Below are 24471 nucleotides of genomic sequence, written 5' to 3'. Positions count from 1 at the left end.
GCGATTGGCGTTTCTCCAGCTCGAAAATCTGACCAAGCGCTTCGGCCAGCAGACCGCAGTCGATGGTCTGTGGCTCGGCGTCGAGAAGGGGGAGTTCGTCTCGCTTCTCGGCCCTTCGGGCTGCGGCAAGACCACGACCCTGCAGATGATCGCGGGCTTCGTGGAGCCGACCTCCGGAGCGATCCGGCTGGAGGACCGCGATCTTCTGGCGGTGAAGCCGGCCCAGCGCGGGCTGGGCGTGGTGTTCCAGAGCTATGCGCTCTTCCCGCATATGACCGTGTCGCAGAACGTTGCGTTCGGACTCGAAATGCAGGGCGTGGTCGCCGCCGAGCGTACCAGGCGCGTTGGCGAGACGCTGGAGCTGGTGGGGCTCGGAAGCTTCGCCGGCCGTTTCCCGCGCCAACTTTCGGGCGGCCAGCAGCAGCGTGTGGCGCTGGCGCGTGCGTTGGTGATCCAGCCCCGCATCCTTTTGCTCGATGAACCGCTTTCCAACCTCGACGCCAAGCTGCGCGAGGAGATGCAGATCGAGCTGCGGCAGATCCAGCGCACGGTCGGCACCACGACCCTGCTGGTGACGCACGACCAGGCCGAGGCGATGGCGCTCTCCGACAGGATCGTCGTCATGAACAAGGGGCGCGCCGAGCAGATCGGCCCACCCTATGAAGCCTACGAGCGGCCGGCGACGCCATTCGTGGCGAGCTTCTTGGGCAAGACCAATCTGGTGGACGGCGTGGCCGTGCGGCCGGAGCGCATCTCGTTTGCCGCTTCGGGGCTCGCTGGCCGGGTGCGCACCCGCATCTTCCAGGGCAATCACTGGCTCTATCAGGTCGAGACATCGGGCGGGCTGGTAACGGTCATCCGCCAAAACACCGGCGAGGCGATGCCGGCAGAAGGCGCGGCGGTGCATTTGGCGTTGGCATCGAGATGAAGCAAACCCCATATCTTCTCAGCCTCCCGGCGTTGATGCTGTTTGCGGCGGTCGTAGTCGTGCCGCTCGGCATGACCGTGGCGCTAAGCTTCCACGACTGGGGACAATACAAGGGCATCGTGCCTGTCTTCATCCTCAAGAACTGGCGCGAGGTTTTCTCGGATTCCTACTACGGCGAGATGTTCTGGCGAACCTTTCGCATCGCGCTCCTGGTGACGCTGCTCTCAGCCCTGTTCGGCACGCCGGAGGCATATATCCTCAACCGCATGAAGAGCCCGTGGCGCGGCCTTTTCCTGCTGGTGATCCTGGGGCCGCTCCTGATTTCGGTGGTGGCGCGCACGCTCGGCTGGGCGCTGCTGTTCGGCGGCAAGTCGGGACTGGTCAACGCGGTTCTGCTGTCGCTCGGGCTGATCTCGGCGCCGCTGCCCTTCATGTTCACCGAGACCGGCATCGTGGTGGCGTTGACGCACGTGCTGATGCCCTACATGGTGCTGGCTGTCTGGGCCGCGCTTCAGCGCCTCGATCCCCAGGTCGAGAATGCCGCCATCACGCTGGGGGCGGGGCCGTTCACGGTGCTGCGCCGGATCGTGCTGCCACAAGCCATGCCCGGTATCCTGTCCGGCGCGGTCATCGTCTTTGCCCTCGCGGCGTCCGCCTTCGCCACGCCGGCCATCATCGGTGGCCGCCGTCTGAAAGTCGCCTCGACCCTCGCCTACGACGAATTCCTGAACACGCTCAACTGGCCGCTGGGTGCCACCGTTGCCGTTCTGTTGTTGCTGGCGCTGGTCTTGATTGTGTTCGGCGCCAATCGGTGGGTCGAGCGCCGCTACGCGCAGGTGTTCGGATGAGCCGCAACGGAGCGCTCGCCCTTTGCTATCATACGCTGTTCGTGATCTTCACCCTGGCGCCGATCGTCGTCGTCTGCTGGGTTGCCTTCACGCCCGAAGGCTATCTTTCGTTTCCGACGAGCCATTGGTCCCTGCGCTGGTTTCAGGCCATCGCGCGCTACCCCGAGTTCATCTCGGCCTTCTGGCGCAGCATCGGGCTGGGTGCGCTGTCGTCGGCCATCGCAGTCGCCATTTCCGTTCCGGCGGCGCTGGCGATCGCGCGCCATCGCTTCGCCGGCCGCGAGACCTTCACGGCGCTCTTCATGTCGCCGCTCATGATCCCCAACGTGGTGTTGGGCATCGCCTTCCTGCGGTTCTTCACCGAGGTCGGCCTGGGCGGGACGTTCACCGGGCTCGTGCTGGCCCATATCGTGATCGTCTTCCCGTTCGCGCTGCGACTGACGCTCGCGTCGGCTGTGGGCCTCGACCGCGCGCTGGAGCATGCCGCACTGTCGCTCGGCGCCTCGGAATGGATGGTCATGAAGCGTATCATTCTGCCGCTCGTGCTGCCCGGCTTGGTGAGCGGCTGGGCGCTTGCCTTCATCAATTCCTTCGACGAAGTCACCATGACCGTGTTCGTGGCGGCACCGGGGACGGAGACTTTGCCGGTCCGCATGTTCCTCTACATCCAGGACAATATCGACCCGCTGGTGACATCGGTGTCGGCCTGCGTGATCGCGGTGACGGTCGTGGCGCTGGTGGCGCTGGATCGGGCCTACGGCCTCGAACGGCTGCTTGTCGGAAGGGCCGCAGCCGATGGCCGCTAGCGACTACGACGTCGCCGTCGTGGGAGGCGGGCTGGTCGGGGCGGCGACGGCCTGGGGCCTGGCGCGCGAGGGGTGCCGCGTCGCCCTGCTCGACGAAGGCGATCGCGCCGTCCGCGCCTCGCGCGGCAACTTCGCGCTGGTGTGGGTGCAGAGCAAGGGGCTGGGACTCGCGGCCTATGCCGGCTGGACGGTGCGCTCGTCCAACGCTTGGGCAGGGTTCGCGGCGACGCTCAAGGAGGAGACTGGCCTCGACGTCTGCTTCCAGCGGCCCGGCGGTTTCCATCTCGCTCTGTCGGAGCGGGAACTCGAGGCGCGTGCCACCACGCTGAAGCGCCTGCACAACCAGCCCGGCATCGTCGACTACAGGACCGAGATTCTCGATCATAGCCAGGTGGCGAAGATGCTGCCTGACATCGGCCGCGAGGTCGTGGGGGCGAGCTACTGCCCGCTCGACGGACACGTGAACTCGCTACGGCTGTTCCGCACGCTGCACACGGCGCTCCATGCGCGTGGCGTCAAGTATCTGCCAAGCCACCGGGTTGGGAACATCTCGCGGGAAGGCGGCGAGTTCCACTTGAGCACGATGCAGGGCGCGGTGCGGGCAGGTCGCGTGGCGCTCGCCGCCGGCAACGCCAATATGCGGCTCGCACCCATGGTCGGTCTCGAAGCGCCGATGAAGCCTGAGCGCGGCCAGATCGTCGTCACCGAGCGGCTGCGGCCATTCCTTCACTATCCGGTGGTCACGCTGCGCCAGACCGACGAGGGCACGGTGATGATCGGCGATTCCAAGGAAGAGAGCACCGACCCCGCGGGCCTCACGCTCGGCGTGAGCGCGACCGAGGCCGAGCGCGCGGTGCGCCAGTTCCCGCTGCTCGCCAACGTGAACGTGGTGCGCACCTGGAGCGCCATCCGCGTCATGACTCAGGACGGCTTTCCGATCTACGACGAGTCCGAGACGCATCCCGGTGCGTTCGTGCTTTGCTGCCATTCGGGCGTCACGCTCGCGGCCAACCACGCGCTCACCGTGGCGCCGATGATTGCGCGCGGCGCCCTCGACAAGATGCTGGTCGCTCCTTTCAGCGCGCGGAGGTTCCATGTTCAAGAGGCTGGATGAAGCCGCCAGCATCGTCGCCATCGAGGTCGACGGCAAAACCGTCCGCGCCCGTTCGGGGGACACGGTAGCCGCGGCGATGCTGGCCGGCGGAATCGATCATTGCCGCACCACGCCGGTATCGGGCGCGCCGCGTGCACCTTACTGCCTGATGGGCGTGTGCTTCGAATGCCTCGTCACCATCGACGGTGTCGGCAGCCGCCAAGGGTGCCTCGTGCCCGTGCGCGACGGCATGCGCGTCGAAACGCAGCAGGGCAAGCGGGAGGTGGGCCGGTGACCGAAGCCTCCAATTTCGCCTCCTCCTACGATCTCGTCGTTATCGGTGGCGGCCCTGCCGGGCTCGCGGCGGCGGCGCTGGCGTCTCGCGCCGGTGCGTCGACCGTCCTGTTCGACGAGAATCCCGACATCGGCGGCCAGATCTATCGCGGCATCACCTCGACACCGATCAAGAGCCATGCCGTGCTGGGCGAGGATTACTGGGCCGGCGCCGCGCTTGCGGCCGAGGCGAAGGCGAGCGGCGCGCTGATCGTGACCGGTGCCACCGTCTGGAGTCTCGATCCGTCGCGACTGGTCGGCGTCTCGGTCGCCGGCAAGGCCCGGATGATCCAGGCCCAGCGCGTGATCATCGCCACCGGATCGCTGGAACGGCCCTTTCCGCTTCCCGGGTGGACGCTGCCCGGCGTCATGACCGCCGGCGCCGCGCAGACGGCGCTCAAGGCGCACGGACTGGTGCCGGATGGCCGCGTCCTTCTCGCCGGCTGTGGCCCGCTCCTGTGGTTGCTGGCCGCGCAGCTGCTGCGTGCCGGCACGAAGATCGAGGCGATCCTCGACACGACACCGCGCTCCAATTGGCTGCGGGCCTTGCCGCACCTGCCGGACTTCCTGCTGTCGTCCTATTGGTCCAAGGGACTGGCGCTCTTGCGCGAGGTGAAGGCCAAGGTGCCGGTGATCCCGATCCAGCGCCTGTCGGCGCACGGCGAGGGCAAGCTTCAGCATGTCGAGTATCGGTCGTCCGGCAAGGACTATCGTCGGCGGGTCGACATGCTGCTCTTGCATCAGGGCGTCGTGCCCAACGTCAACCTCGCCAGCGCGGCCGGCGTCGCCCATCGCTGGAACGAACGCCAACTCTGCCTCGAGCCCGTACTCGATGTCGACTTCGGAAGTTCCGTGCCTGGCATTGCCGTGGCTGGTGATGGTGCTGGTATTGCCGGCGGAGCGGCGGCGGCCGAGCGCGGCCGGATCGCGGCCATTGCGGCTGTGCATGCGCTGAGGCCTTCGGCATCTGTGCCCGATCCGCAAAGCGTGCGGCAAAGGCTGCAGCGGGAAGAGCTCGGTCGCGGCTTCCTCGATACGCTCTATCGACCCGCGGACGCGTTCCGGCTGCCCGAAGGGGAAACCATTGTCTGCCGTTGCGAGGAGGTGACGGCGAAGCAGATTCACGACATGACGGCAATGGGTTGCGAGGGGCCGAACCAGATGAAGGCCTTCCTGCGCTGCGGCATGGGGCCGTGCCAGGGGCGGCTCTGCGGCCTCACCGTCACCGAGCTGATCGCCGCGGGGCGCCACGCGCGGCCGGCCGATGTCGGCTACTACCGGCTGCGCCCACCGGTGAAGCCCATCACGCTCGCCGAGCTCGCCTCGCTGCCGATCAGCGAGGCCGAACGCAAGGCGGTGGAGCGCTGAGGTGGCGCGCATCGCAGACGTGGTCGTGATCGGCGGTGGCCTGCATGGCTGTTCGACGGCATTGCATCTGGCCCTGCGCGGCCTGAAGCCGATCCTGGTGGAGAAGGACTATGCCGGCCGGCACGCCTCTGGCGTGAATGCCGGCGGTGTGCGCCAGCTTGCGCGCGATATCGCGGAAATTCCGCTCTCGGTTTCCTCCATGGCGATCTGGGAGCATGTCGAGGAGCTGGTGGGCGACGATTGCGGCTTTGCAAGCCACGGCACCGTGCTGGTGGCGGAGAGCGAGGCCGAGCTTGCGGATTTCCAGGCTCGCGTCGACGATCTGCGGCTCAGGGGTTTTGTGCACGAGGAACTCATCGATCGCACGGAGCTGAGGCGGTTGGTGCCGGCGGTGTCCGATCACTGTCCGGGTGGAGTGGTGTCGAGGCGCGATGGCGCGGCCGACCCCTTCCGCACCACCCAGGCCTTTCGCAAGCGCGCGATCGAGAAGGGCGCCGAGGTGATGGAAGGCGTCGTGGTCACCGGCCTCTCGCGCGTCGGTGGGCAGTGGCGCGTGGAAACCAGCGGCGGTCCGATCGAGGCGCCGAAGGTGGTGAATGCAGCCGGCGCTTGGGCCGATCGGATCGCGTCGATGCTGGGCGAGCCGGTGCCGCTCGAAGTCATCGCGCCCATGTTGATGGTTACCAGCCGCCTGCCGGCCTTCATCGAGCCGGTGGTAATCCTGCGCGGGCGCAAGCTCTCCTTCAAGCAGGTCAGCAACGGCACGGTCGTCATCGGCGGTGGCCATCGCGCGCAACCATTCCGCGACCAAAACCGCACCGTGCTCGATTGGCAGAAGCTCGCCGTCTCGGCGGCTACGGTATGGGAGCTGTTTCCGGTCATGCGCGAAGCGACCATCATGCGCGCTTGGGCCGGCATCGAGGCGCGCATGCCGGACGACCTTCCTGTCATAGGTCCCAGCTCGACGTCGGAAGGCATCTATCACCAGTTCGGTTTCTCGGCCCACGGCTTCCAGCTCGGCCCCGGTACTGGCGCCATGATGGCGGAGCTGGTCGCGACCGGCGCCACCAACGTGCCGATTGACGGGCTCGGCATCGAGCGGTTCGCGGCCAGTTGAGCGCTGGCTCCCCGCCGTCGCATCGCTCTTGCCGCCAACGACGAATAGCCGCCTTGCCGATCATTGGTTTGCCGGCCAGGCCTTGCCGAAGCACTGGCGCACCCAATCGATCACCAGACGGGCCGCGGAATCGCGCTTGAGGTGGTTCTGGACCAGCAGCCACACGTCGCGCCGTTCCGGCAGCGGCGTGATGCGCAGCTTCCGGTCGCGAAGAAGGTCGCCGCACAGATAGTCCGGCAGGATGCCGACCGCGGCATGGCTCCTGATCAGCTCGCGCACGATCCGGTAGTCGCCGGTCTTGCAACGGGCCTTGCTGTCCAGCCCCGTCGCGGCAAGGTATCGGGCATCCGGCATGTGATCGAGCTCTTCGGGAAAGCGGCAGACGATCGGCTCGCGCATCCCCGCCGGCAGGACGGCCGGCTCGAACAGGTAGAGCTGGATGTCGACGAGCTTGCTGATCGTGAAGTCGCCCTTGTCGGGCTTGCGCAGGCGAATGGCGAGATCGGCCTCCCAGCGGGAAAAGTTGACGTTGCCCGGCGATGTCATGAAGTCGAGGCTCAGTCCGGGATTCGCGCTCAGCAGCCGCGCCGCATGCGGCGCCAGGATCTGCTCGGCGATCGAGGTGGTCGAGGCGAGCCTGAACTTGCCGATCGGCCCTTGTACGGCCTTTCCCACGTGGCTGATCTCGGCGACGTGGCGCGCGATCGCGTTGACATGCGACACGACCGCGTCGCAATGCGCCGTCGGCTTGCGCACCCCGTCGACCGCGTTGAACAGCGTGACCCCCAACGAGGCCTGGATTCGCGCCATGCGCCGCGCGACCGTCGTCTCGTCGATCCGCAGCCGCGCGCCGGCCGAGGCGTAGGTGCCTTCGTCGCGGACCGCGGCGATGATTCGGAGATCGTCCCAGTTCATGGCGGCGAGCCTATATAGGCTTTCGTGGGCCTGCAAATTTGCAGCCGGGGGCCGAGCAATACCGGCGTGACTGCCGGCGGGGCGGCGGGCAGGTTGCGGCCGCGAACAGCCCCTCAATGGAGAGAATGCCATGACTCACGTCGGCGGCTGCTATTGCGGTGCAGTCACGCTCGAGGTCTCGGGGGCGCCCGAGGCCATGGGCTACTGCCATTGCCGCTCCTGCCGCTTGTGGTCGGGCGATCCGGTCAATGCGTTCACATTCTGGAAGCCGGACGACGTTCGTATCACGTCAGGCACGGAGAGTATCGCTTGTCAGAAGACTCCGCGATGCTTGCGGAAGTACTGCAGGAAATGCGGCGGTCACCTCATGACCATCCATCCGCCGCTCGGACTGATCGACGTCTTCGCCGCGACCCTGCCGACGCTCGTCTTCGAGCCCGGAGTTCACGTCAACTACGCCGAGACCGTGCTGCCCATGAAGGATGGGCTGCCAAAGCTCAAGGATTTTCTGGCCGAGTTCGGCGGTTCCGGCGAGACGATGGGCGATTGACGGCCGGCCTCCCGGAGTGGCGGTTTCATGTTGCAGGACATCTCGACGCCTCTTTCCACGCGCGCCTACGACGATTCCCTCGGTCGCTGCATCACCGAGGTGAATCGGTGGGTCGTCAGTGAAGGCCTGCGTGGCCAGGCCGCCTGCGATCTGTTCGGAGGCTTTTGCGGCCGCCTGCTCGATCACGGGGTTCCTCTTTCGCGCGGCTACGCGGCGCTCGAGACATTGCACCCGCGATGGTGGGGGTTCGGCTTCGCCTGGCAGCGCGACCTCGACTTCGTCAAGGCGGCGCAGTTCGGCCACGAGCACGCGACGACGGCGAGCTGGACGGGCGGCGTCTTTCATCATCTCGCCAAGCGGGCCAGGGCCGGCGAGCGCAATCCGTGCCTGCGCCGGCGGCTCGTCAGAGGGCCACAGGAGCGGGATTTTCCGGCCCTCGAACGCTTCTTCGCCGCGGGCGCGACCGACTATGTCGCCGAGCTTTTCGACGATCGCGACGGCATCCCGGCCGGCCTGGGCGTCGTCTATTCGTTCATGACCGACCGCCCGGACGGATTCAGGCCGCACGACATGGCGCTGCTGCATGCGGTGCTGCCGCCATTGTCGCTGGCGATGAAGGCCTATGCCGGGCGGGTCAATGCATCGCGGCTGCTGCAGGTGTATCTCGGCGACGATGCCGGCCGTCGCGTCCAGGACGGCGGCATCGGCCGCGGTTCGGTCGAGCGCCTGCATGCCGTCTTGTGGTACGCCGACATCCAGGGCTTCACCGCGATTGCCGACGCAGCACCCGCTCATGATCTCGTGGACCTGCTGAACGACGTCTTCGAGACCCTCACCGACTGTCTGCGGCAGCATGGCGGCCAGGTCCTGAAGTTCCTCGGTGACGGCATGCTCGCGACCTTCTCGTTCGACGAGGACAGTCGCGCGCAAACCTGCCGCCGCGCCCTCGATGCCGCGGCAGATGCCGTGCAGGCAATCGCCGCGCTCAATGCGGAACGACGGGCGGCCGGCAAGATCGCCGCTGCCGTCGATCTCGCGCTGCATGTCGGCGACGTGCTGTTCGGCAATGTCGGCGCCGTCGACCGGCTCGACTTCACGATGATCGGCCCGGCCGTCAACGAGGTGTCGCGCATCGAGGCGCTGTGCGCGCCGCTTGGCTGCCCGGTCCTGGTCTCGGCCGATCTGGCCGATGCCGCGGCGCTACCGGCAGCAGGCCGCCTGATGTCGGTCGGCCGCCACGCCCTGCGGGGCGTTCGGGAGGAAAGGGAGATCTACGCACTCCTGTTCTAGGACGGCTCTCGCACGCGCCGCCAGTCGTAGCCAAGCCGTGGGAAGTGGACAGCGACCTCGCCGACCTGCGGATCCGAGCGCAGGAGCGAGATCTCCTCGGCATCGATGAACAGCACCTCGCCCTCGACCCAGTCCCTCGCATTGTCGGCGGCGCGCACGCGGACACGGTCGCCAGGCAGGGGATCGCCGTCCTGCGGGTCGGACGATCGCGGCGCCGCGGGCGTCGCGGCGCGCGCCGCAGCAAGCCCCTCGTCCGGCGACACGTCGGATCGCCGGCCGTGTCCGATCGCCGCCATGCGGTCGCGCCAGGCGATCAGCTTGGGAAAGGGATCGAGCATGGCGCGACAGTCGATCTTGCGGCCGCGCAGGAACCAGACGACGTGGTAGCAGGCAATGTCGGCGATGCAGGCTCGCTCGCCGAGGAGATAGCCGCGCCCGTCCTTCAGCATGCCGGCCAGCCATTCGAGCTGCGGCCGCACCAGATGGGCATTGCGGACGGCGGCTGCGCGCACGGCTTCGAGAGAGGGAACCGGCACGCCGTGGATGTGGGCGCGGTCCTCGTGCAGGCCCGCGGGCATGTGGTCGGCATTGATGCCTGACACGTAGAGCGCCATCGGCCGCATGAGCTGGTGCTCGGCCCACCACGCGATCGCCTCTGCCGTTCCGCTCGTCTCGGAAGGGAAGAGGGTGGGCGTCGGAACGCGCCGCTCGAGCTCGCGCGCGATCAGCCGCGTATCGCACCAGAGATCGGCGCCCTCCTGCAACACGGGAATGCGCCGATAGCCGCCGGTCAGGGGCGTCAGGAAGGGCTTGGGCGCAATCGGCGGCTGCTCGATGCCCTGCCAGGCGAGGCCCTTGAAGCCCAGCATCAGGCGTGCCTTCTCGGCGAAGTTCGAGAAGTCGTAGTGGTGAAGGATGAGCGCCAAGGCGACCTCTCGTCGGTGAAGCGGCCGCATCATAGCAAAGCCGCCCGTGCGTGCCGCTCTTGCGCCTGCCTCCGCGGCTCAAGGGTCCATCACGTAGTAGACCTTCTTCTCGCGCCGCATGCCGAGCCGGTCGTAGAAGCGCTGGGCGCCGTCGTTGTGCTCGCCGGTCGTCCAGATCACGCGGCTGACGCCGCGCTCGCGGGCGAGCTCGCGGATGCCTTCGATCAGGCGCTCGCCGACGCCGTCGGACCGCGCATGGGCGGCGACATAGAGCTCCTTCAGGAACAGCCCGTGACTGAGATTGGGGCCTGGGAAGTAGGGATTGAGGATGGCGAAGCCCAGGAGCCGGCCGTCCTGTTCGGCGACGAGGCAGACCGGGCCGCCATGCGGTGGCGAGATCAGGAAGGAAGCGGCCGGCGCTCCGGCGCCATGCGGAACGGGATTGCCGTAGTGATGCTCGTGCTCCTCCAGGAGATGGGCAAGCGACTCCTGGTCGTCGTTTCGGGCGGGCCTGATTTGCATGGCGGGTCGTCTAACATCGCTGGCCCCCTGCTTCAAAGCACGCCAATATCCGCGCCATGGGAGAGAACGCATGAACGGCGTGGTCAATATCGAGGATTTGCGCAAGCTTGCAAAAAAGCGCCTGCCCAAGATCGCCTACGATTTCATAGAAGGGGGAACCGACGACGAGGTCGGGCTCGTCACCAACGAGCAGGCCTTTCGCAAGGCGCGCATCGTGCCGCGCTACCTGGTGGACGTCTCGGTGCGCGATCAGTCGACGACGCTGTTCGGTCGCACCTATTCCAGCCCGATCGGCATCGCGCCGACCGGTCTCGCCGGCCTGTTCCGGCGCGGCGCCGACCTGATGCTGGCCGAGGCGGCGCGCGAGGCCAACGTGCCGTTCATCATGTCGGGCTCCAGCACGGCCTCGATCGAGGATCTGGGCAAGCTCGCGCCCGATCACGGCTGGTATCAGCTCTATTCGGCCAAGGACCAGAGCGTGTCGGAGGACATGATCAGGCGCGCGGCCGATGCGGGACTGAGGACACTGGTCTTCACCGTCGACGTGCCGGAGGGCTCGAACCGCGAGCGCAATGTCCGCAACGGCTTCAGCCGGCCGCTCAAGCTCAGCTGGAAGACCAAGTTCGAGGCGCTGCGCCATCCGGGGTGGATGATGGAATGGCTGCAGCACGGCACGCCCATGTTCGACAACTGGGCGAAGTATGCCGGGCCGGGGGCCGATGCGGAGAAGGTGGCCGATTTCGTCGCTCATCAGAACCGGGCGCCGATGACCTGGAAGCATGTCGAGCGCTATCGCGCGCTGTGGAAGGGCAACTTCGTGCTGAAGGGGATCATGCATCCCGACGATGCGCTGCGCGCCCATGCGCTGGGGGTCGACGGCATCATGGTGTCGAATCACGGCGCGCGGCAGCTCGACATCGCGCCGTCGCCGCTCGAGGTCCTGCCGGCGATCCGCGACGCAGTGGGCGACAAGATGACGGTGATGTTCGATGGCGGCATCCGCCGCGGCATGGATGCGATCGTGGCCCTCTGCCTTGGCGCGAAGTTCTGCTTCGTGGGACGGCCGACGCTCTACGGCGTCACCGCCGGCGGGACCGCCGGCGCTGCCAAGGCGTTGCAGATCTTCCGCCGCGAGATCGATCTCACCATGGCGCAGATCGGCGCCACCAAGATCGCCGATCTCGGCCCGCAGTTCATGATGTGGAAGGACGAGGAGGATCTACGGCGGAATAGGCGATGAGCGCCGGCGGCCGTTTAGGATGATGGCGGCGTTGGCCCAGGCGCGGCCGTTCCAGCCGTACCGTCTCGGGCGCGGGATGCTCGCTTTCCACCGGCGGCAGCCAGGCTTGGAGCGCCCAGATGGCGATCGCAGTGAAGGAGACCGTGAGCGGGATCATGCCGATCACCCGCCACACCACCATGGTGCGCTCGCCGTCCAGCCAGACCCAGTAGAACAGCAGGCCGCCCAGCCCCAAGACCGCCGGCAACACGAGCCGGAGGATCCACTTGCAGATGGTATCGAGGTACGAGTGCCGAACCGGCAACCCATACGCGTCCGCAGACCATCCCTGATCCGCTTGACCTGGCATCGTAGAACTCCACATCCCGGCAGGCTTTCGCTCGAAAGCCGCCCCCCGTCAGAGACCATAGGCGCGCCCCTCGATGTCGGGAAGTGCACGGCCCAAGGGTCCACAGCTTTGTCACGAGCGGCACGGCCGATGGCCGCCGCGGACATACGTCGTCCAGCCGGGAAGGATTTAGTCCGAGCGCCCGACGACCAGCGCCATGCCGCCGGCCGGCCTCGTCATCAGGAGCTGCGGCCGCTCGCGCGCCGTTGGCCTTTCGGCGAGCAGGAGCTGATCGAGCTCGGCAAGGCAGGCGCGCCGCTGATCCACGTCGGTCAGTTCGGCCACGAAGGCAACCAGCTCGGTGATCTTTTCGCGAGCACCCATGGCAATGAGGCCCTGTTCGATTTCAGCAGAGGGTCACATAATATACGTCAATTCGCCAAATTTGTGAAATGCGGCGCGACTGGGACACCGGATGGACACCGTCGATTTCTTCCTTGGCGTCGGCAGCCGCTATTCATACCTGGCGGCCAGCCAGGTCGAACGGATCGAAGCGCAGACCGGCTATCGTTTCGTCTGGAAACCCATCGCCAGCGGCCGACTGATCGATCGCCGCCGCGGCGGCAATCCCTTTCGCGACGTCCAGGGTTCGGGACCGTACAATGGGCCCTACCGAGAATATGACGCCAAGGCTTGGGCAGCCTATTACGGCATTCCCTTCCACGAGCCCGCCGCCTTCGCCGTCGACCCCGTTCTGCCGGCGCTGGCTTGCCTGGCGGCGGGCGAGCAGGGAGCGCTCGTGCCCTGCTGCCGTCTTCTGCAGCAACTCGTTTTCGTCGATGGCGTGACGATCGACCTTGCGGCGATCACCGCCCTGCCGGCGCGGCTCGGGCTGGCGGAAGGCCGATTCCGGCAGGATCTCGAAGCGCCGGCGACGCGGGGCCGGCACGAGGCGCTGCTCGACGAGGCCGAACGGCGCGGCGCGTTCGGTGTTCCGACCTTCTTCGTCGGCCAGCGGATGTTTTGGGGAAACGACCGCCTGCCGCTCCTCGAGGCGACCTTGCGCGGCACGGAGCTGCCGCGCTGGCCGGATCGATAGGCAAACCGCGTCGATGCTGCTCGCCGGGTCTTTTAGTGCACGACCTCGAACAGGCCTGCAGCACCCATGCCGCCACCGATGCACATGGTGACGACGACGTTCTTGGCCTTGCGGCGGCGGCCCTCGATCAGGATGTGCCCCGTGCAACGCGCGCCGGTCATGCCGAAGGGATGGCCGATCGAGATCGAGCCGCCGTTGACGTTCAGCTTGTCGTTCGGGATGCCGAGCTTGTCGCGGCAATAGAGCACCTGCACCGCGAAGGCCTCGTTGAGCTCCCAGAGGTCGATGTCGTCCATCTTGAGTCCGAAGCGCTTCAGGAGCTTCGGGATCGCATAGACCGGGCCGATGCCCATCTCGTCCGGCTCGCAGCCCGCGACAACCAGGCCTTTGTAGATGCCGAGTGGCTTCAGGCCGCGCCTGGCCGCTTCGGCGTCGCTCATGACCACCGCGGCCGAGGCGCCGTCGGAAAGCTGGCTGGCATTGCCGGCGGTGATCCACTTGTCCGGGCCCATCACCGGCTGCAGCTTGGCGAGGCCTTCCATGTTGGTGTCGGGGCGGTTGCCCTCGTCCTTGGCGAGCTTGACCGTCTTCTTCGAGGTCTCGCCGGTGTTCTTGTCGGTGACGATCATCGTGGTTTCCATCGGCACGATCTCGTCGTCGAACCTGCCCGCCTGCTGGGCCGCCGCCGTGCGCATCTGGCTCTGCAGCGAATATTCGTCCTGGTACTCGCGGCTGATCTTGTAGCGCGCCGCCACCGTGTCGGCGGTCTGGATCATCGAATGGTAGATGCCGGGGCAGTGCTCCTGAACCCAGGGATTGACCAGCCGGTTCTTGTTGCCGCCCGGCGGCCCCTGCACCAGCGACACCGATTCGAGCCCGCCGGCCAGCATCACCGGCACCTTGTCGACCAGCACGCGCTGCGCCGCCATCGAGATGGTCTGCAGGCCGGAGCTGCAGAAGCGGTTGACGGTCACGCCCGACACGCTGACCGGCGCGCCGGCGCGGATCGCCGCCACGCGCGCGACGTTGGAGCCGGTCGTGCCCTCGGGCGCGGCGCAGCCCAGGATTACGTCCTCGATCTCGCCCAGCGCGACCTTGGCGCGCTCGGCGGCGTGCTTGATCACATGCGCTCCCATGTCGGCGCCGTGCGTGTCGTTGAAGATGCCGCGGAACGCCTTTCCGATCGGCGTGCGGGCAGTGGAGACGATAACGGCGTCAGCCATGGGGATTCCCTCCTTTTAGAAACAGCCTCGGTGTCGCAGCGCATCGTGTCAGACCGTAGAGAACTTCTTGTCTTCCTGCACGAGCTTCTTGAGCAGCGGCGCCGGCTCCCAGAACGGGTCGCCGGAGGCGTCGCGATACTTCAGCAGGGCGTCGTGGACGGTCTTGAGGCCGACCACGTTGTCGGCCCACCACATCGGTCCGCCGCGATAGACCGGCCAGCCGTATCCATTGACCCAGATCACGTCGATGTCGAGCGAACGCTGGGCCATGCCCTCGGCCAGGATCTTGGCGCCCTCGTTGACCATGGGATAGAGGCAGCGCTCCAATATCTCCTGGTCGGAGATGGCGCGACGGGTGATGCCGAGCTTCTTCGAGGTGTCCTCGATGATCTTCTCGACCTCGGGGTCGGGGATCGGCGTGCGGTCGGGCAGGTTGTACTTGTAGTAGCCCGAGCCGGTCTTCTGGCCGAAGCGACCGAGCTCGCAGATCGCGTCGGCGATGTAGCCGGTGTAGCGCACGTTACGCTGTTCCTTCTCCTTCTTGCCCTGGCGGATGCGCCAGCCGACATCGTTGCCGGCGAGATCGCTCATGGCGAACGGGCCCATGGGGAAGCCGAAGTCGTAGATCACCTTGTCGACCTGCTGCGGGAGCGCCCCTTCCTCCAGCATGTAGGCCGACTGCACGCCGCGCTGGCGCAGCATGCGGTTGCCGACGAAGCCCTCGCAGACGCCGACCAGCACCGGGATCTTGCCGATCTTCTTGGAAAGCGACATCACCGTCGCGATCACGTCCTTCGCGGTCGCCTTGCCGCGTACGTTCTCCAGGAGCTTCATGACGTTGGCCGGCGAGAAGAAATGCATGCCGATCACATCGCCCGGTCGCCGGGTGTAGGCCGCGATCTGGTTCACATCGAGGCCCGAGGTGTTGGTGGCCAGGATCGCGCCGGGCCTGGCGATCTCGTCGAGCTTCCTGAAGACGCCTTCCTTGACCTCCATGGTCTCGAACACCGCCTCGATGACGACGTCGGCGTCCTTGAGGTCGTCGTAACTGAGCGTGGGCTTGATCAGCGCCATGCGCTTGTCGACGTCCTCGGCTTTCATGCCGCCGCGCCGGGCGGTGTTCTCGTAGTTGGTGCGGATGGTCTTGAGGCCGCGGTCGAGCGCCTCCTGCTTCACTTCGAGCAGCGTCACCGGAATGCCGGCATTGGCGAAGTTCATGGCGATGCCGCCACCCATCGTGCCGGCGCCGACGATGCCCGCCGTCTTGATCTCGCGCTGCGGCGTGTCGGCCGGCACGTCGAGCACCTTGGCCGCCTCGCGCTCGGCGAAGAAGTAGTAGCGCTGCGCCGCCGATTCCTGCGACGTCACCAGCTCCACGAACAGCTCGCGCTCGCGCTTCATGCCCTCGTCGAACGGCAGCTCGCAGGCGGCCTGGACGCACTTGATGATGTTCCACGGCGCCTTGAAGCCGCGGGCGCGGCGCGCGATCGCCTTCTCGGTGTCCTTGAAAAGATCGGGCGATTCGAGCGTCACATCGAGGTCGCGCACGCGCCGGCGCGGTGCCTTCTGGGCCACCAGCATCTGGGCGTGCGCCACCGCGCCCGCCAGCAGGTCGCCCTCGACCAGGGCATCGACGATCCCCTTGCTCCTGGCCTCGGGCGCCGGGATATGGCGGCCCGAGAGGATGGCGTCGAGCGCGTACTTGGCGCCGGTCAGCCGCGGCAGGCGCTGCGTGCCGCCGGCGCCGGGCAGCAGGCCGAGATGCACCTCGGGCAGGCCGACGCGCGTGGTCGGCAGCGCCACGCGATAATGCGCGCCGAGCGCCGTCTCGAGGCCGCCGCCCAGCGGCGTGCCGTGCAGCGCCGCGACCACGATCTTGGGGCAGTTCTCCATCGCGGCGATCACGTCGTTGAGGTTGGCGCCCCGCGGCGGCTTGCCGAACTCGCGGATGTCGGCGCCGGCGATGAAGGTCCGGCCGCCGCCGATCAGCACGATGGCGTCGATGTTGGGGTCGGCGCCGAACGCTTCGATGCCGCTCTTGATGCCGTCGCGCACCGGGGCGGCCAGCGCATTCACCGGCGGATTGTTGATGGTGAGGATGCCGATCCGCCCCTGCGTGGAGCGTTGCACTGCGTCGGTCATGGCGTTCTTCCTGCTGTGAAGGCCGTTGAAGCTGGCCCGTCTTAGCAATCCCGAAGCGCGCCGCCCAGCGGCCTATGGTTCCGCCGTGCGATGACCGGTCGTCAGTGTCGCGTCGAGTTGCCGACGAACAGCGGCCAGCCGTTGGGCACGGTCGTCGTCGTCACGGGAAAAGACCGATGATGCCGGGTCGATACGATGAAGCCCGGCACGACGAAGCCGGGCGAGAGATAGACAGGATAGGGCGTGTAGACGATCTCGCGCTGGACCGTGCTCGGCGTCTCGCTCGCCGGCGGAGGCGCAGGAGATGGGGGCGCCGAGCTGCCGCGCAGGACCGTCACGCCGTGATCGTCCGGCTCGCCGGCCAAGGCAGCCGCGGCGAGAAGCACGAGCCCGAGGAAGAGGAAAAGGGCGAACCGCATGGCTGTACGCTAGGCTTCGAAGATGGCAAGACCGTGCCGCCTGGAGCTGTCCGAATGACCGTAGCGCGTCCCCGCATCGAAGGCTACGCCGTGATCTCCCGCGAAGGGATGATCGCCACGGCCGACGGACGCTTCCCGGACGCAATCAGGATTCCGGCCGACCACGAATTCTACCAGGACTCGGTCGACCGCGCGTCCGCCGTCGCCAACGGCCGTCATTCAGCCGAGGGCGGCGAGAAGGAAAAGCTCCGGCATCGACTGGTGCTGACCCGCCGCGTCAACCGGCTGGTGACCGATCCGCACAATCCAAGGGCCATCCTCTGGAATCCGGCGTCGACGCCCTTCGAGGAGGCATGGAAGCGGTTGGGAATCAAGGATGGGATCCTGGCGGTGGTCGGCGGCACCGACGTCTTCCAGCTCTTCCTGACGATCGGCTATGACGCGTTCTATCTCACGCGCACGGAGGCCAGCGTGCCAGGTGGCCGGCCGGTCTTTCCCGGCGTCGGGTCCTCCGCCACCGTCGAGGAGGTGATGGCGAGGCACGGCCTGGCACGGCGGAGCACGCGCCTGCTGGACGCTGCGACCGGTACGGTCGTCGAGGAATGGTCGCCCGCGTCTGCCGGAGCGCAATAATACCCAAATGCCCAGAAAGGTGCACAGGCGGCGGCGCGCTGCGCAATCGACGCCGTCGTCAACCGCGACGGCCGGTCGCCGCGCCATCGAGGAACAGATCGACCGCCGCGCCGACTGTCCTGTCGATGTCGGCCGTGCCCGAGCCAAGGCCGAGCGCGGCGCCACGCAGGCTGCTGTCGACGACCAGGCTCAGGAACTGTTCCGCCGCCGCTCCGAGGTCGCGGACCCGGAGCTCGCCGGCATGCCGGCGCAGCGCGGCCTCGATGCCGCGGATCGCCTGTTGACGCCCCTCGGCATGGGCGAGACGGGCCAGCTCCGGATGGCGTTCGGCCTCGGCCACGAGGATCCGGTAGAGGCCCACGGACTGCGGGGTGAGCGCGACGGACAGCAGGTGTCGCCCGATCGCCATCAGCGTGGGCCGGAGCGGGCGCGGGCCGGTCTGGAACTGGTTGAACGGAGCGAGGGAGCGGTCGATCAGCGCCCGCAGCGCGGCACCGAAGAGCTCGTTTTTGTCGCGGTAGCGTGCATATACGGTGCGCTTCGACATACTGACGGCCTCGGCCACGGCCTCGATCGATGTGCCGTCGAAACCCCGGCTCATGAACAGCGCGATGGCCGTATCGAGCAGGCGCTGCTGCCGGCGGCGCCCTTCGGCGGCCGTCGGCCGGCCGCCGCGTCGCGGCCGCCGCTTCATCCGCGGCTTTCGATCCTCACGCACCGATACGCTTGTCGCCATTTGTGATCGCGTATAGTGAAACGATACCGTACCGTTGCGTTAGCACCATTGGGGACAGGGTGGAAACGGTCAAGACGCTTTTGCGGCATGTCGCGGCGGCCGGTCTGGCGCTGCTCCTTGCGGGCGGCCAGGGTGCGGCGCAGCCGGAAGGTCCGGCACCGCCGGCGGTGGGGGTCGTGGAGGTGACGCGGCAGCCGGTCACGCGATCCAGTGAATTCGTCGGCCGCATCCAGGCCACCAACCGTGTCGACGTCGTCGCCCGCGTGGCGGCCTATCTCGATGAGGTGCTGTTCGACGACGGCGCCGAAGTGAGGAAAGGCGACCTTCTCTATCGGCTGGAGCAGGGACCCTTCCGCGCCGAGGTCCAGGCCAGGCAGGCTGCAATCGCCCAGTTCGAGGCCCAGCTCAAGAACGCGCAGTTGACGCTGGACCGCGCCCGGGCTCTGCTGCGCACGCCGGCCGGGCAGCAATCGAGCGTCGATGCCGCCGTCGCCAGCCAGCAGGCGCTCAAGGCCCAGGTGCTGGGCGCCGAGGCGCAGCTCCAGCAGGCCCGCATCAACCTCGGCTACACCGAGATCCGCGCCCCGATCGACGGCAAGATCGGCCGGACCGCGGTCACCGTCGGCAACTATGTCAGCTCGGCGACCGGCGTCCTGGTATCGATCGTGAGCCAGGATCCGATGTATGTCCTCTTTCCGGTGTCGACTCGCACGGTCATCGATCTGCAGCACCGGCTGGCGGTGCGGCCGGACTCGCTGGTGATCAAGCTCCGCCTGCCCGATGGCAGCCTCTATCGGCATAACGGCAAGCTCGATTTCGTCGATAACTCGGTGGCCGGCACCACCGACACCATGACCTTGCGCGGCGTCCTTCCCAATCCGCGCCTGGGCAACGCCAGAAATGGCGCGCGCGAGCTGGTCGACGGCGAGCTGGTGACCGTGATCCTGCAGGATGCCGAGCCGACCGAGGCGCTTGCCATTCCCCGGGCAGCGGTGCTGTCCGATCAGAAGGGCGACTACGTCTATGTCGTCGGCAGCGACGACAAGGCCGAGCAGCGGCGGGTGACGCTCGGCCAGTCGACGCCGATGACGGCATCCGTGACCGGCGGCCTGAAGGAAGGCGAGAAGGTGATCCTCGACGGGATCCAGCGCGTCCGGCCCGGCGAGCGGGTGTCGCCGGGCCCGGCCGCCCCCCGGGCCCAGCCGCCGGCCTCGGCCGCACCGGCTTCCGACCCCGGCCCGCGGCGTTGAGGGCGAGGCGGTGATCTCGGCAGTCTTCATCCGGCGCCCGCGGCTTGCGGTCGTCATCGCCATCGTCATCACGATCGCCGGCGCCATCGCGCTCACGCGCATTCCGGTGGCGCAGTTCCCCGACATCGTGCCGCCGCGCGTGCAGGTGACCGCGACCTATCCCGGCGCGTCGGCCGCCGTGGTCGAAGCGGCGGTGGCGCAGCCCCTGGAGGCGCAGATCGTCGGCGTCGACAGGATGATCTACATGAAGTCGACCAGCGGCAATGACGGCAGCTACCGGCTGACCGTCAGCTTCGAGGTCGGCACCGATCCCGACACAGCGACCGTGAACGTCAACAACCGCGTGCAGACGGCGCTGCCGCAACTGCCGCCGGCGGTGCAGCTCCAGGGGCTCACCGTGATCAAGCGGTCGGCCGCCATCCTGCAGTTCCTCAACTTCTACAGCGAGACCGGCAAGATGACTCCGGTCGAGGTCACGAGCTACGCCACGATCAACGTGCTGGACGAGCTGGCGCGCGTGCCCGGCGTGGGACAGGCGCTGCTGTTCGGCAAGCTCAACTACTCGATGCGGATCTGGTTCGACACACAGCGTCTCACCAGCCTCGGCCTGTCGCCGTCGGACGTGGTGAACGCCATCCAGGCGCAGAATGTGCAGGCGCCGGTCGGCCGCATCGGTGCCCGCCCGGTGGCCAACGACCAGCAGTTCCAGATGAACGTGCAGACGCAGGGGACGCTGACCACGCCGGAGCAGTTCCGCCAGATCGTGCTACGCGCCAATCCCGACGGTTCGGTGCTGCGGATCGGGGACGTGGCGCGGGTCGAGATCGGCGCCCAGAACGAGGACACCGAGACGCGCATCAACGGCCAGGCGTCGGTCGGCGTCGCGCTCTATCTGGCGCCCGACGCCAACGCCGTGCGGACCGCGGCCGAGGTCGGACGCACGCTGCAGCGGCTCGGCAAGCGTTTCCCGCCGGACCTCAAGGCCCAGGTCGTCTACGATTCGACGGTGTTCGTCGAGGACACGATCCAGAGCGTGCTCTGGACGCTGGCCGAGGCGTTCGTCCTCGTGGTGATCGTGGTCTTCCTCTTCCTGGGCAATTTCCGCGCCACCATCATTCCCGCCGTCGCCGTTCCGGTGAGCCTGATCGGTACCTTCGCCTTCCTCCTGATCGCCGGCTACTCGGCGAACACCGTCTCGCTGCTCGCCATGGTGCTGGCCATCGGCATCGTCGTCGACGATGCGATCGTGGTGGTGGAGAATGTCGAGCGCGTGCTCGAGGAGGAGCCCGACCTGCCGCCTCGCGAGGCGACGCTCAAGGCGATGCGGCAGATCACCGGGCCGATCATCGCCATCAGCCTGGTGCTGCTGTCGGTGTTCGTGCCGGTCGCGTTCATCCCGAGCATCACCGGCCAGCTTTTCCGCCAGTTCGCGGTCACGATCAGCATCGCCATGCTGATCTCGGCGCTGAACGCGCTCAGCCTGTCGCCGGCGCTGTGCGCCATTTTCCTGCGGCACGAGCCGAGGAAGCGCGGCCTGATCGCGCTGGCGCTGCGCGGAGTCGATCTGGCACGCGATGGCTATGCCGCGATCGTGCGCCGGCTGGTGCGCGTCGCGGCGCTGTCTCTGCCGTTGCTGGTGGTGATCGGCGCCGGCACCTACGGGCTTTCGCGCATCACGCCGACCAGCTTCCTGCCCGAGGAGGACCAGGGCGCGTTCTTCCTCAACATCCAGCTTCCCGACGGCGCGTCGGTGGCACGGACCGGCGAGACGGCGCGCCAGGTCGAGCAGATCCTGAAGTCGATGCCGCAGGTGCAGGACGTGTTCGCCGTGATCGGCTTCTCGCTGCTCGATTCGGCCAACGAGAGCAACGCCGCCTTCATGCTGGCCAAGCTGAAGCCGTTCGCCGACCGCCGGTCGGCCCAGGATTCGGCGCAGGCGCTGATCCGCAAGACGTTCGAGGAGGCGCAGCAGATCCGCACGGCGTCGATCGTCGCCTTCAACCTGCCGCCGATCATCGGCCTGTCGACCAGCGGCGGCTTCGAGTACCAGCTCGAGGCCCTGGAGGGGCAGGACCCGGTCACGCTCGGCAGCGTGATGCGGGGCGTCATCGCCGCCGCCAACCAGGATCCCCGGCTTGCCCGCGTCTTCTCGACCTTCACCGCGACGACGCCGTCGATCTATCTCGACATCGACCGCGACAAGGCGCAGGCGCTGGGGCTGTCGATGAACGACGTATTCACGGCGCTGCAGTCGACGCTGGGCGGATTCTTCGTCAACAACTTCAATCTCTACGGCCGGACCTGGCAGGTCAACGTCGAGGGCGAGGCGGCCAACCGTCGCGATATCGAGGACATCTGGCAGATCCACATCCGCAACAAGGCGGGCGAGATGGTGCCCATGCGGTCGATCACGCAACTGCGCTTCGTCGTCGGCCCGCAGGTGATCACGCGCTACAACAACTACCGCTCGATCACGATCAACGGCAGCCCGGCGCCGGGCGGCTCGTCGGGCGCGGCACTCGCCGCGATGCAGGAGGTGTCGGCCAAGACCCTGCCGCCGGGCTACGCGTTCGAATGGACGGGAACCGCCTATCAGGAACACGAGGCGAGCGGCCAGACCGGACCGATCCTGGCGATGGCCGTCATTTTCGCCTTCCTGTTCCTGGTCGCCCTGTACGAGAGCTGGGTCATCCCGATGCCGGTGCTGCTGTCGGTGGCAGTCGGTGTGCTGGGCGCCTATGCCGGCATCCTGATCGCCGGCCTGACGCTCGATCTCTACGCCCAGATCGGGCTCGTGGTGCTGATCGCGCTCGCCGCCAAGAACGGCATTCTGATCGTCGAGTTCGCCAGGGAGCAGCGCGAGCAGGGCATGGGAATCGCCGATGCCGCCGTGCTGGGAGCACGCATGCGATTCCGCTCGGTGATGATGACCTCCTTCGCCTTCATCCTGGGGCTCGTACCGCTGGTCTTCGCCCACGGCGCCGCCCAGATCAGCCGACGCGATATCGGCACGTCGGTCTTCGCCGGCATGCTGGTCGCGAGCACGGTCGGCATCTTCCTGATCCCGATGCTCTATGTCGTCTTCCAGCGCATGCGCGAATGGGGCCACCGCCGTTTCGCCCGCTACCGTCGGGCCGCGGGCAGCCATTAGGCCGCCGCGCATAGGTCAGTCGACGCCGGAGTCAGCGGTTGATCAGCCAGAAGATCAGCGACAGGACAATCCCGACGATCAGGCCGGTCGTGATCGGGGCATAGAAGGTGAAGCCCTCGCGCCGGATCACGATGTCCCCCGGCAGCCGGCCAAGGCCGAGGCGAACGAGCCAGGGCCACAGCAAACCGGCGAGCACCAGGACGAGGCCGATTGCGATCAGCGCCCGTGACATGATCGCCATATGGGCATGCGCCTCAGCCCATGAAGGTGCCGTCGGGATCGCCCTTGAGCAGGACACGCCCGGCGGCCTCGAAATGCGCGTCGCGGGACTGGATCTGCTGGGAGAGGGTGTGGATGTCGCGAAAGCGGCGCTCGAACGGCGTGCCGAGGAAGATCGCGGATGTGCCGGTCGCCTTGAAGACGCGATCGGCGACGTCGAGCGCATTCTGTATGGCATGGCTGCAGGCGAGCCGCACGCGCGCACGCTGTCGGGCCTCCAGCGGCTCGACGTCGTCGGCGCTCTCCCATGCCTCCTCCAGCACCTCGACCAGATAGGCGCGCGATGCGCCCAACGCCGCCTCATGCCGAGCGAAGTCGGATTGCACCGCCGGATTGTCCGCCAGCCTGCCCTGGTAGCGTGGCGCCTTCTCGGCGGCGAGCGCGACGAAAGCTTCGAGCATCGCCCGCGCGATGCCGAGCGCCACGCCGGCGACGCCGACGGCATAGAGGCCCTGCATGGTGAAGGCATAGAGCGGCCCGCGATCGCGGCGCAGCGTCGGGTCCTCGCGCGTGCCGGAGAATGCCTCGGGCACGAACACGTCGCGGACGCTGTAGCCTTCCGACGCCGTGCCGCGCATGCCGAGCGTGTGCCAGTCGTGGATCGCCGTCGTCTGTTCCTTGGGCATCAGGAGCGTGCGAACGGTCGGCCGGCCGAAGCGATTCAGCCGCAGCGAGCCGTCGGGCTCGATCACCTGGCAGTGCACGCCGATCCAGCTTGCCTGCCGCCGGCCGCTGGAGAAATGCCATTCGCCCGTCACGCGGTAGCCGCCGGCCGTGGCGATCGCGCGATGCTGATTGGGCGGTCCCCAGGAGACAAGCCCGCGCGGATCACCGTAGATCGCGCGCGCCGAGTCGATGGGGATGAAGGGCGCGATCAGCGCCGAGCTGTTCGAGACGAAGACGTTCCAGCCGACCGAGCCGTCATGGCGCGCCACTTCCTCGACCGCGCGCAAATAGGTCCACGGCTCGACCTGATCGCCGCCCACCGAGCGCGGAAGCAGCATGCGGAAGAGCCGCGACTCGTGCAGCGCCGTCACGACCGGCTCGGGAATCTCCTGCGTCGCTTCGATCTCGTCGGCGACGGCACCGACCGACGGCCCGATCTTGCGCGCCTGCGCAAGCGGATCCGGCTTGAGCGGCAACACGGCGACGTCGGTCATGAAGTCCCTCGCAATGGCCTGCCGGCGATTGGGGGATGTCGGCAGCGCCTTTGTCAACGGGCCGAACAGCGAAACAAATGCAAACGCGGCGTTTGTGGTCTGCGTTTTCCAGCTA

The 24471-nt window shown here is 67.4% G+C and carries 25 protein-coding genes; 14 read left to right on the top strand and 11 right to left on the bottom strand.

The annotated features are described in order from the left end of the window. The first annotated feature begins 4 nt into the window (after nucleotides 1-4). The 7 genes from OJF58_RS03640 to OJF58_RS03610 are packed head-to-tail and all read left to right on the top strand — an operon-like array spanning nucleotide 5 to nucleotide 6493. A complete protein-coding gene (locus OJF58_RS03640) occupies nucleotides 5-928 on the top strand; it encodes an ABC transporter ATP-binding protein (protein WP_300781706.1) in 924 nt (307 codons plus the stop codon). Beyond that, entirely contained in the window at nucleotides 925-1776 is an 852-nt protein-coding gene (locus tag OJF58_RS03635; RefSeq protein ID WP_300781705.1) for an ABC transporter permease, read from the top strand. Before OJF58_RS03640 ends, OJF58_RS03635 begins: the two co-directional genes overlap by 4 nt. Further along, nucleotides 1773-2582, top strand: coding sequence for an ABC transporter permease (locus tag OJF58_RS03630; protein ID WP_300781704.1), 810 nt, complete (start codon nucleotides 1773-1775; stop codon nucleotides 2580-2582). The genes OJF58_RS03635 and OJF58_RS03630 overlap by 4 nt, the downstream gene beginning before the upstream one ends. Next, nucleotides 2572-3696 carry an FAD-dependent oxidoreductase gene (locus OJF58_RS03625; RefSeq protein WP_300781703.1) on the top strand — a complete coding sequence of 375 codons (1125 nt, stop codon included), beginning with the start codon at nucleotides 2572-2574 and terminating at the stop codon, nucleotides 3694-3696. The genes OJF58_RS03630 and OJF58_RS03625 overlap by 11 nt, the downstream gene beginning before the upstream one ends. Beyond that, complete coding sequence (locus OJF58_RS03620; protein ID WP_300781702.1) at nucleotides 3677-3970, top strand: (2Fe-2S)-binding protein; 294 nt, start codon at nucleotides 3677-3679, stop codon at nucleotides 3968-3970. The genes OJF58_RS03625 and OJF58_RS03620 overlap by 20 nt, the downstream gene beginning before the upstream one ends. Further along, nucleotides 3967-5376, top strand: a complete 1410-nt coding sequence (locus OJF58_RS03615) for a (2Fe-2S)-binding protein (RefSeq protein WP_300781701.1) — start codon at nucleotides 3967-3969, stop codon at nucleotides 5374-5376. Before OJF58_RS03620 ends, OJF58_RS03615 begins: the two co-directional genes overlap by 4 nt. Nucleotide 5377: 1 nt before the next feature. Next, entirely contained in the window at nucleotides 5378-6493 is a 1116-nt protein-coding gene (locus OJF58_RS03610; RefSeq protein ID WP_300781700.1) for an FAD-dependent oxidoreductase, read from the top strand. A gap of 60 nt (nucleotides 6494-6553) precedes the next feature. Here the strand turns inward: OJF58_RS03610 and OJF58_RS03605 are convergent, their stop codons facing one another. Beyond that, a complete protein-coding gene (locus tag OJF58_RS03605; RefSeq protein WP_300781699.1) occupies nucleotides 6554-7408 on the bottom strand; it encodes a LysR family transcriptional regulator in 855 nt (284 codons plus the stop codon). Between the two features lie 130 nt (nucleotides 7409-7538). On the opposite strand from OJF58_RS03605, the gene OJF58_RS03600 reads away from it, so the two are divergent. Both OJF58_RS03600 and OJF58_RS03595 read left to right on the top strand, forming a co-directional pair. Beyond that, nucleotides 7539-7958: a GFA family protein gene (locus OJF58_RS03600; protein ID WP_300781698.1), complete on the top strand. Its 420-nt coding sequence runs from the start codon at nucleotides 7539-7541 to the stop codon at nucleotides 7956-7958. Nucleotides 7959-7985: 27 nt separating this feature from the next. Then, the gene (locus OJF58_RS03595) at nucleotides 7986-9248 is read left to right on the top strand and encodes an adenylate/guanylate cyclase domain-containing protein (protein WP_300781697.1); all 1263 of its coding nucleotides are present in this window, start codon (nucleotides 7986-7988) and stop codon (nucleotides 9246-9248) included. Here the strand turns inward: OJF58_RS03595 and OJF58_RS03590 are convergent. Together OJF58_RS03590 and OJF58_RS03585 are read right to left on the bottom strand one after the other, a co-directional pair. After that, a complete protein-coding gene (locus tag OJF58_RS03590; protein WP_300781696.1) occupies nucleotides 9245-10174 on the bottom strand; it encodes a glutathione S-transferase family protein in 930 nt (309 codons plus the stop codon). The genes OJF58_RS03595 and OJF58_RS03590 overlap by 4 nt on opposite strands. A 78-nt stretch (nucleotides 10175-10252) precedes the next feature. Continuing rightward, on the bottom strand, nucleotides 10253-10696 hold the full coding sequence (locus OJF58_RS03585) for a GNAT family N-acetyltransferase (RefSeq protein WP_300781695.1): 444 nt from the start codon (nucleotides 10694-10696) through the stop codon (nucleotides 10253-10255). 70 nt (nucleotides 10697-10766) lie between these two features. Between OJF58_RS03585 and OJF58_RS03580 the strand changes: the two genes are divergently transcribed. Then, on the top strand, nucleotides 10767-11936 hold the full coding sequence (locus OJF58_RS03580; RefSeq protein WP_300781694.1) for an alpha-hydroxy acid oxidase: 1170 nt from the start codon (nucleotides 10767-10769) through the stop codon (nucleotides 11934-11936). Here OJF58_RS03580 and OJF58_RS03575 read toward each other — a convergent pair. Then, a complete protein-coding gene (locus OJF58_RS03575; RefSeq protein WP_300781693.1) occupies nucleotides 11890-12186 on the bottom strand; it encodes a hypothetical protein in 297 nt (98 codons plus the stop codon). The genes OJF58_RS03580 and OJF58_RS03575 overlap by 47 nt on opposite strands. 267 nt (nucleotides 12187-12453) lie before the next feature. Next, the gene (locus tag OJF58_RS03570) at nucleotides 12454-12648 is read right to left on the bottom strand and encodes a hypothetical protein (RefSeq protein WP_300781692.1); all 195 of its coding nucleotides are present in this window, start codon (nucleotides 12646-12648) and stop codon (nucleotides 12454-12456) included. A gap of 91 nt (nucleotides 12649-12739) precedes the next feature. On the opposite strand from OJF58_RS03570, the gene OJF58_RS03565 reads away from it, so the two are divergent. Beyond that, on the top strand, nucleotides 12740-13363 hold the full coding sequence (locus OJF58_RS03565; RefSeq protein ID WP_300781691.1) for a DsbA family protein: 624 nt from the start codon (nucleotides 12740-12742) through the stop codon (nucleotides 13361-13363). A gap of 32 nt (nucleotides 13364-13395) precedes the next feature. Here OJF58_RS03565 and OJF58_RS03560 read toward each other — a convergent pair whose 3' ends face one another. The 3 genes from OJF58_RS03560 to OJF58_RS03550 all read right to left on the bottom strand — a co-directional run bounded on the left by OJF58_RS03560 (nucleotide 13396) and on the right by OJF58_RS03550 (nucleotide 17147). Then, complete coding sequence (locus tag OJF58_RS03560; RefSeq protein WP_300781690.1) at nucleotides 13396-14586, bottom strand: acetyl-CoA C-acyltransferase; 1191 nt, start codon at nucleotides 14584-14586, stop codon at nucleotides 13396-13398. Nucleotides 14587-14634: 48 nt separating this feature from the next. Beyond that, entirely contained in the window at nucleotides 14635-16728 is a 2094-nt protein-coding gene (locus OJF58_RS03555) for a 3-hydroxyacyl-CoA dehydrogenase NAD-binding domain-containing protein (RefSeq protein WP_300781689.1), read from the bottom strand. Between the two features lie 101 nt (nucleotides 16729-16829). Continuing rightward, the gene (locus tag OJF58_RS03550; protein ID WP_300781688.1) at nucleotides 16830-17147 is read right to left on the bottom strand and encodes a hypothetical protein; all 318 of its coding nucleotides are present in this window, start codon (nucleotides 17145-17147) and stop codon (nucleotides 16830-16832) included. A gap of 54 nt (nucleotides 17148-17201) precedes the next feature. Here OJF58_RS03550 and OJF58_RS03545 point away from each other — a divergent pair, with 54 nt between their 5' ends. Next, complete coding sequence (locus OJF58_RS03545) at nucleotides 17202-17780, top strand: dihydrofolate reductase (RefSeq protein WP_300781687.1); 579 nt, start codon at nucleotides 17202-17204, stop codon at nucleotides 17778-17780. A 58-nt stretch (nucleotides 17781-17838) separates the two neighbouring features. On the opposite strand, the gene OJF58_RS03540 is transcribed toward OJF58_RS03545, so the two are convergent. Continuing rightward, nucleotides 17839-18474 carry a TetR/AcrR family transcriptional regulator C-terminal domain-containing protein gene (locus OJF58_RS03540; protein WP_300781686.1) on the bottom strand — a complete coding sequence of 212 codons (636 nt, stop codon included), beginning with the start codon at nucleotides 18472-18474 and terminating at the stop codon, nucleotides 17839-17841. A gap of 101 nt (nucleotides 18475-18575) precedes the next feature. On the opposite strand from OJF58_RS03540, the gene OJF58_RS03535 reads away from it, so the two are divergent. Continuing rightward, a complete protein-coding gene (locus tag OJF58_RS03535) occupies nucleotides 18576-19766 on the top strand; it encodes an efflux RND transporter periplasmic adaptor subunit (RefSeq protein WP_300781685.1) in 1191 nt (396 codons plus the stop codon). 10 nt (nucleotides 19767-19776) lie between these two features. Continuing rightward, a complete protein-coding gene (locus tag OJF58_RS03530) occupies nucleotides 19777-22917 on the top strand; it encodes a multidrug efflux RND transporter permease subunit (RefSeq protein WP_300781684.1) in 3141 nt (1046 codons plus the stop codon). A 31-nt stretch (nucleotides 22918-22948) separates the two neighbouring features. Here OJF58_RS03530 and OJF58_RS03525 read toward each other — a convergent pair whose 3' ends face one another. Together OJF58_RS03525 and OJF58_RS03520 are read right to left on the bottom strand one after the other, a co-directional pair. Further along, nucleotides 22949-23158 carry a DUF2905 domain-containing protein gene (locus OJF58_RS03525; protein ID WP_366526813.1) on the bottom strand — a complete coding sequence of 70 codons (210 nt, stop codon included), beginning with the start codon at nucleotides 23156-23158 and terminating at the stop codon, nucleotides 22949-22951. A 13-nt stretch (nucleotides 23159-23171) separates the two neighbouring features. Further along, entirely contained in the window at nucleotides 23172-24356 is a 1185-nt protein-coding gene (locus OJF58_RS03520) for an acyl-CoA dehydrogenase family protein (protein ID WP_300781683.1), read from the bottom strand. Nucleotides 24357-24471: the final 115 nt, after the last annotated feature.

It is taken from the genome of Enhydrobacter sp. (assembly GCF_030246845.1).
Lineage (GTDB): Bacteria > Pseudomonadota > Alphaproteobacteria > Reyranellales > Reyranellaceae > Reyranella.
Note: the sequence above shows the minus strand (reverse complement) of the source record. Positions and strands in the feature narration are given on the sequence as shown.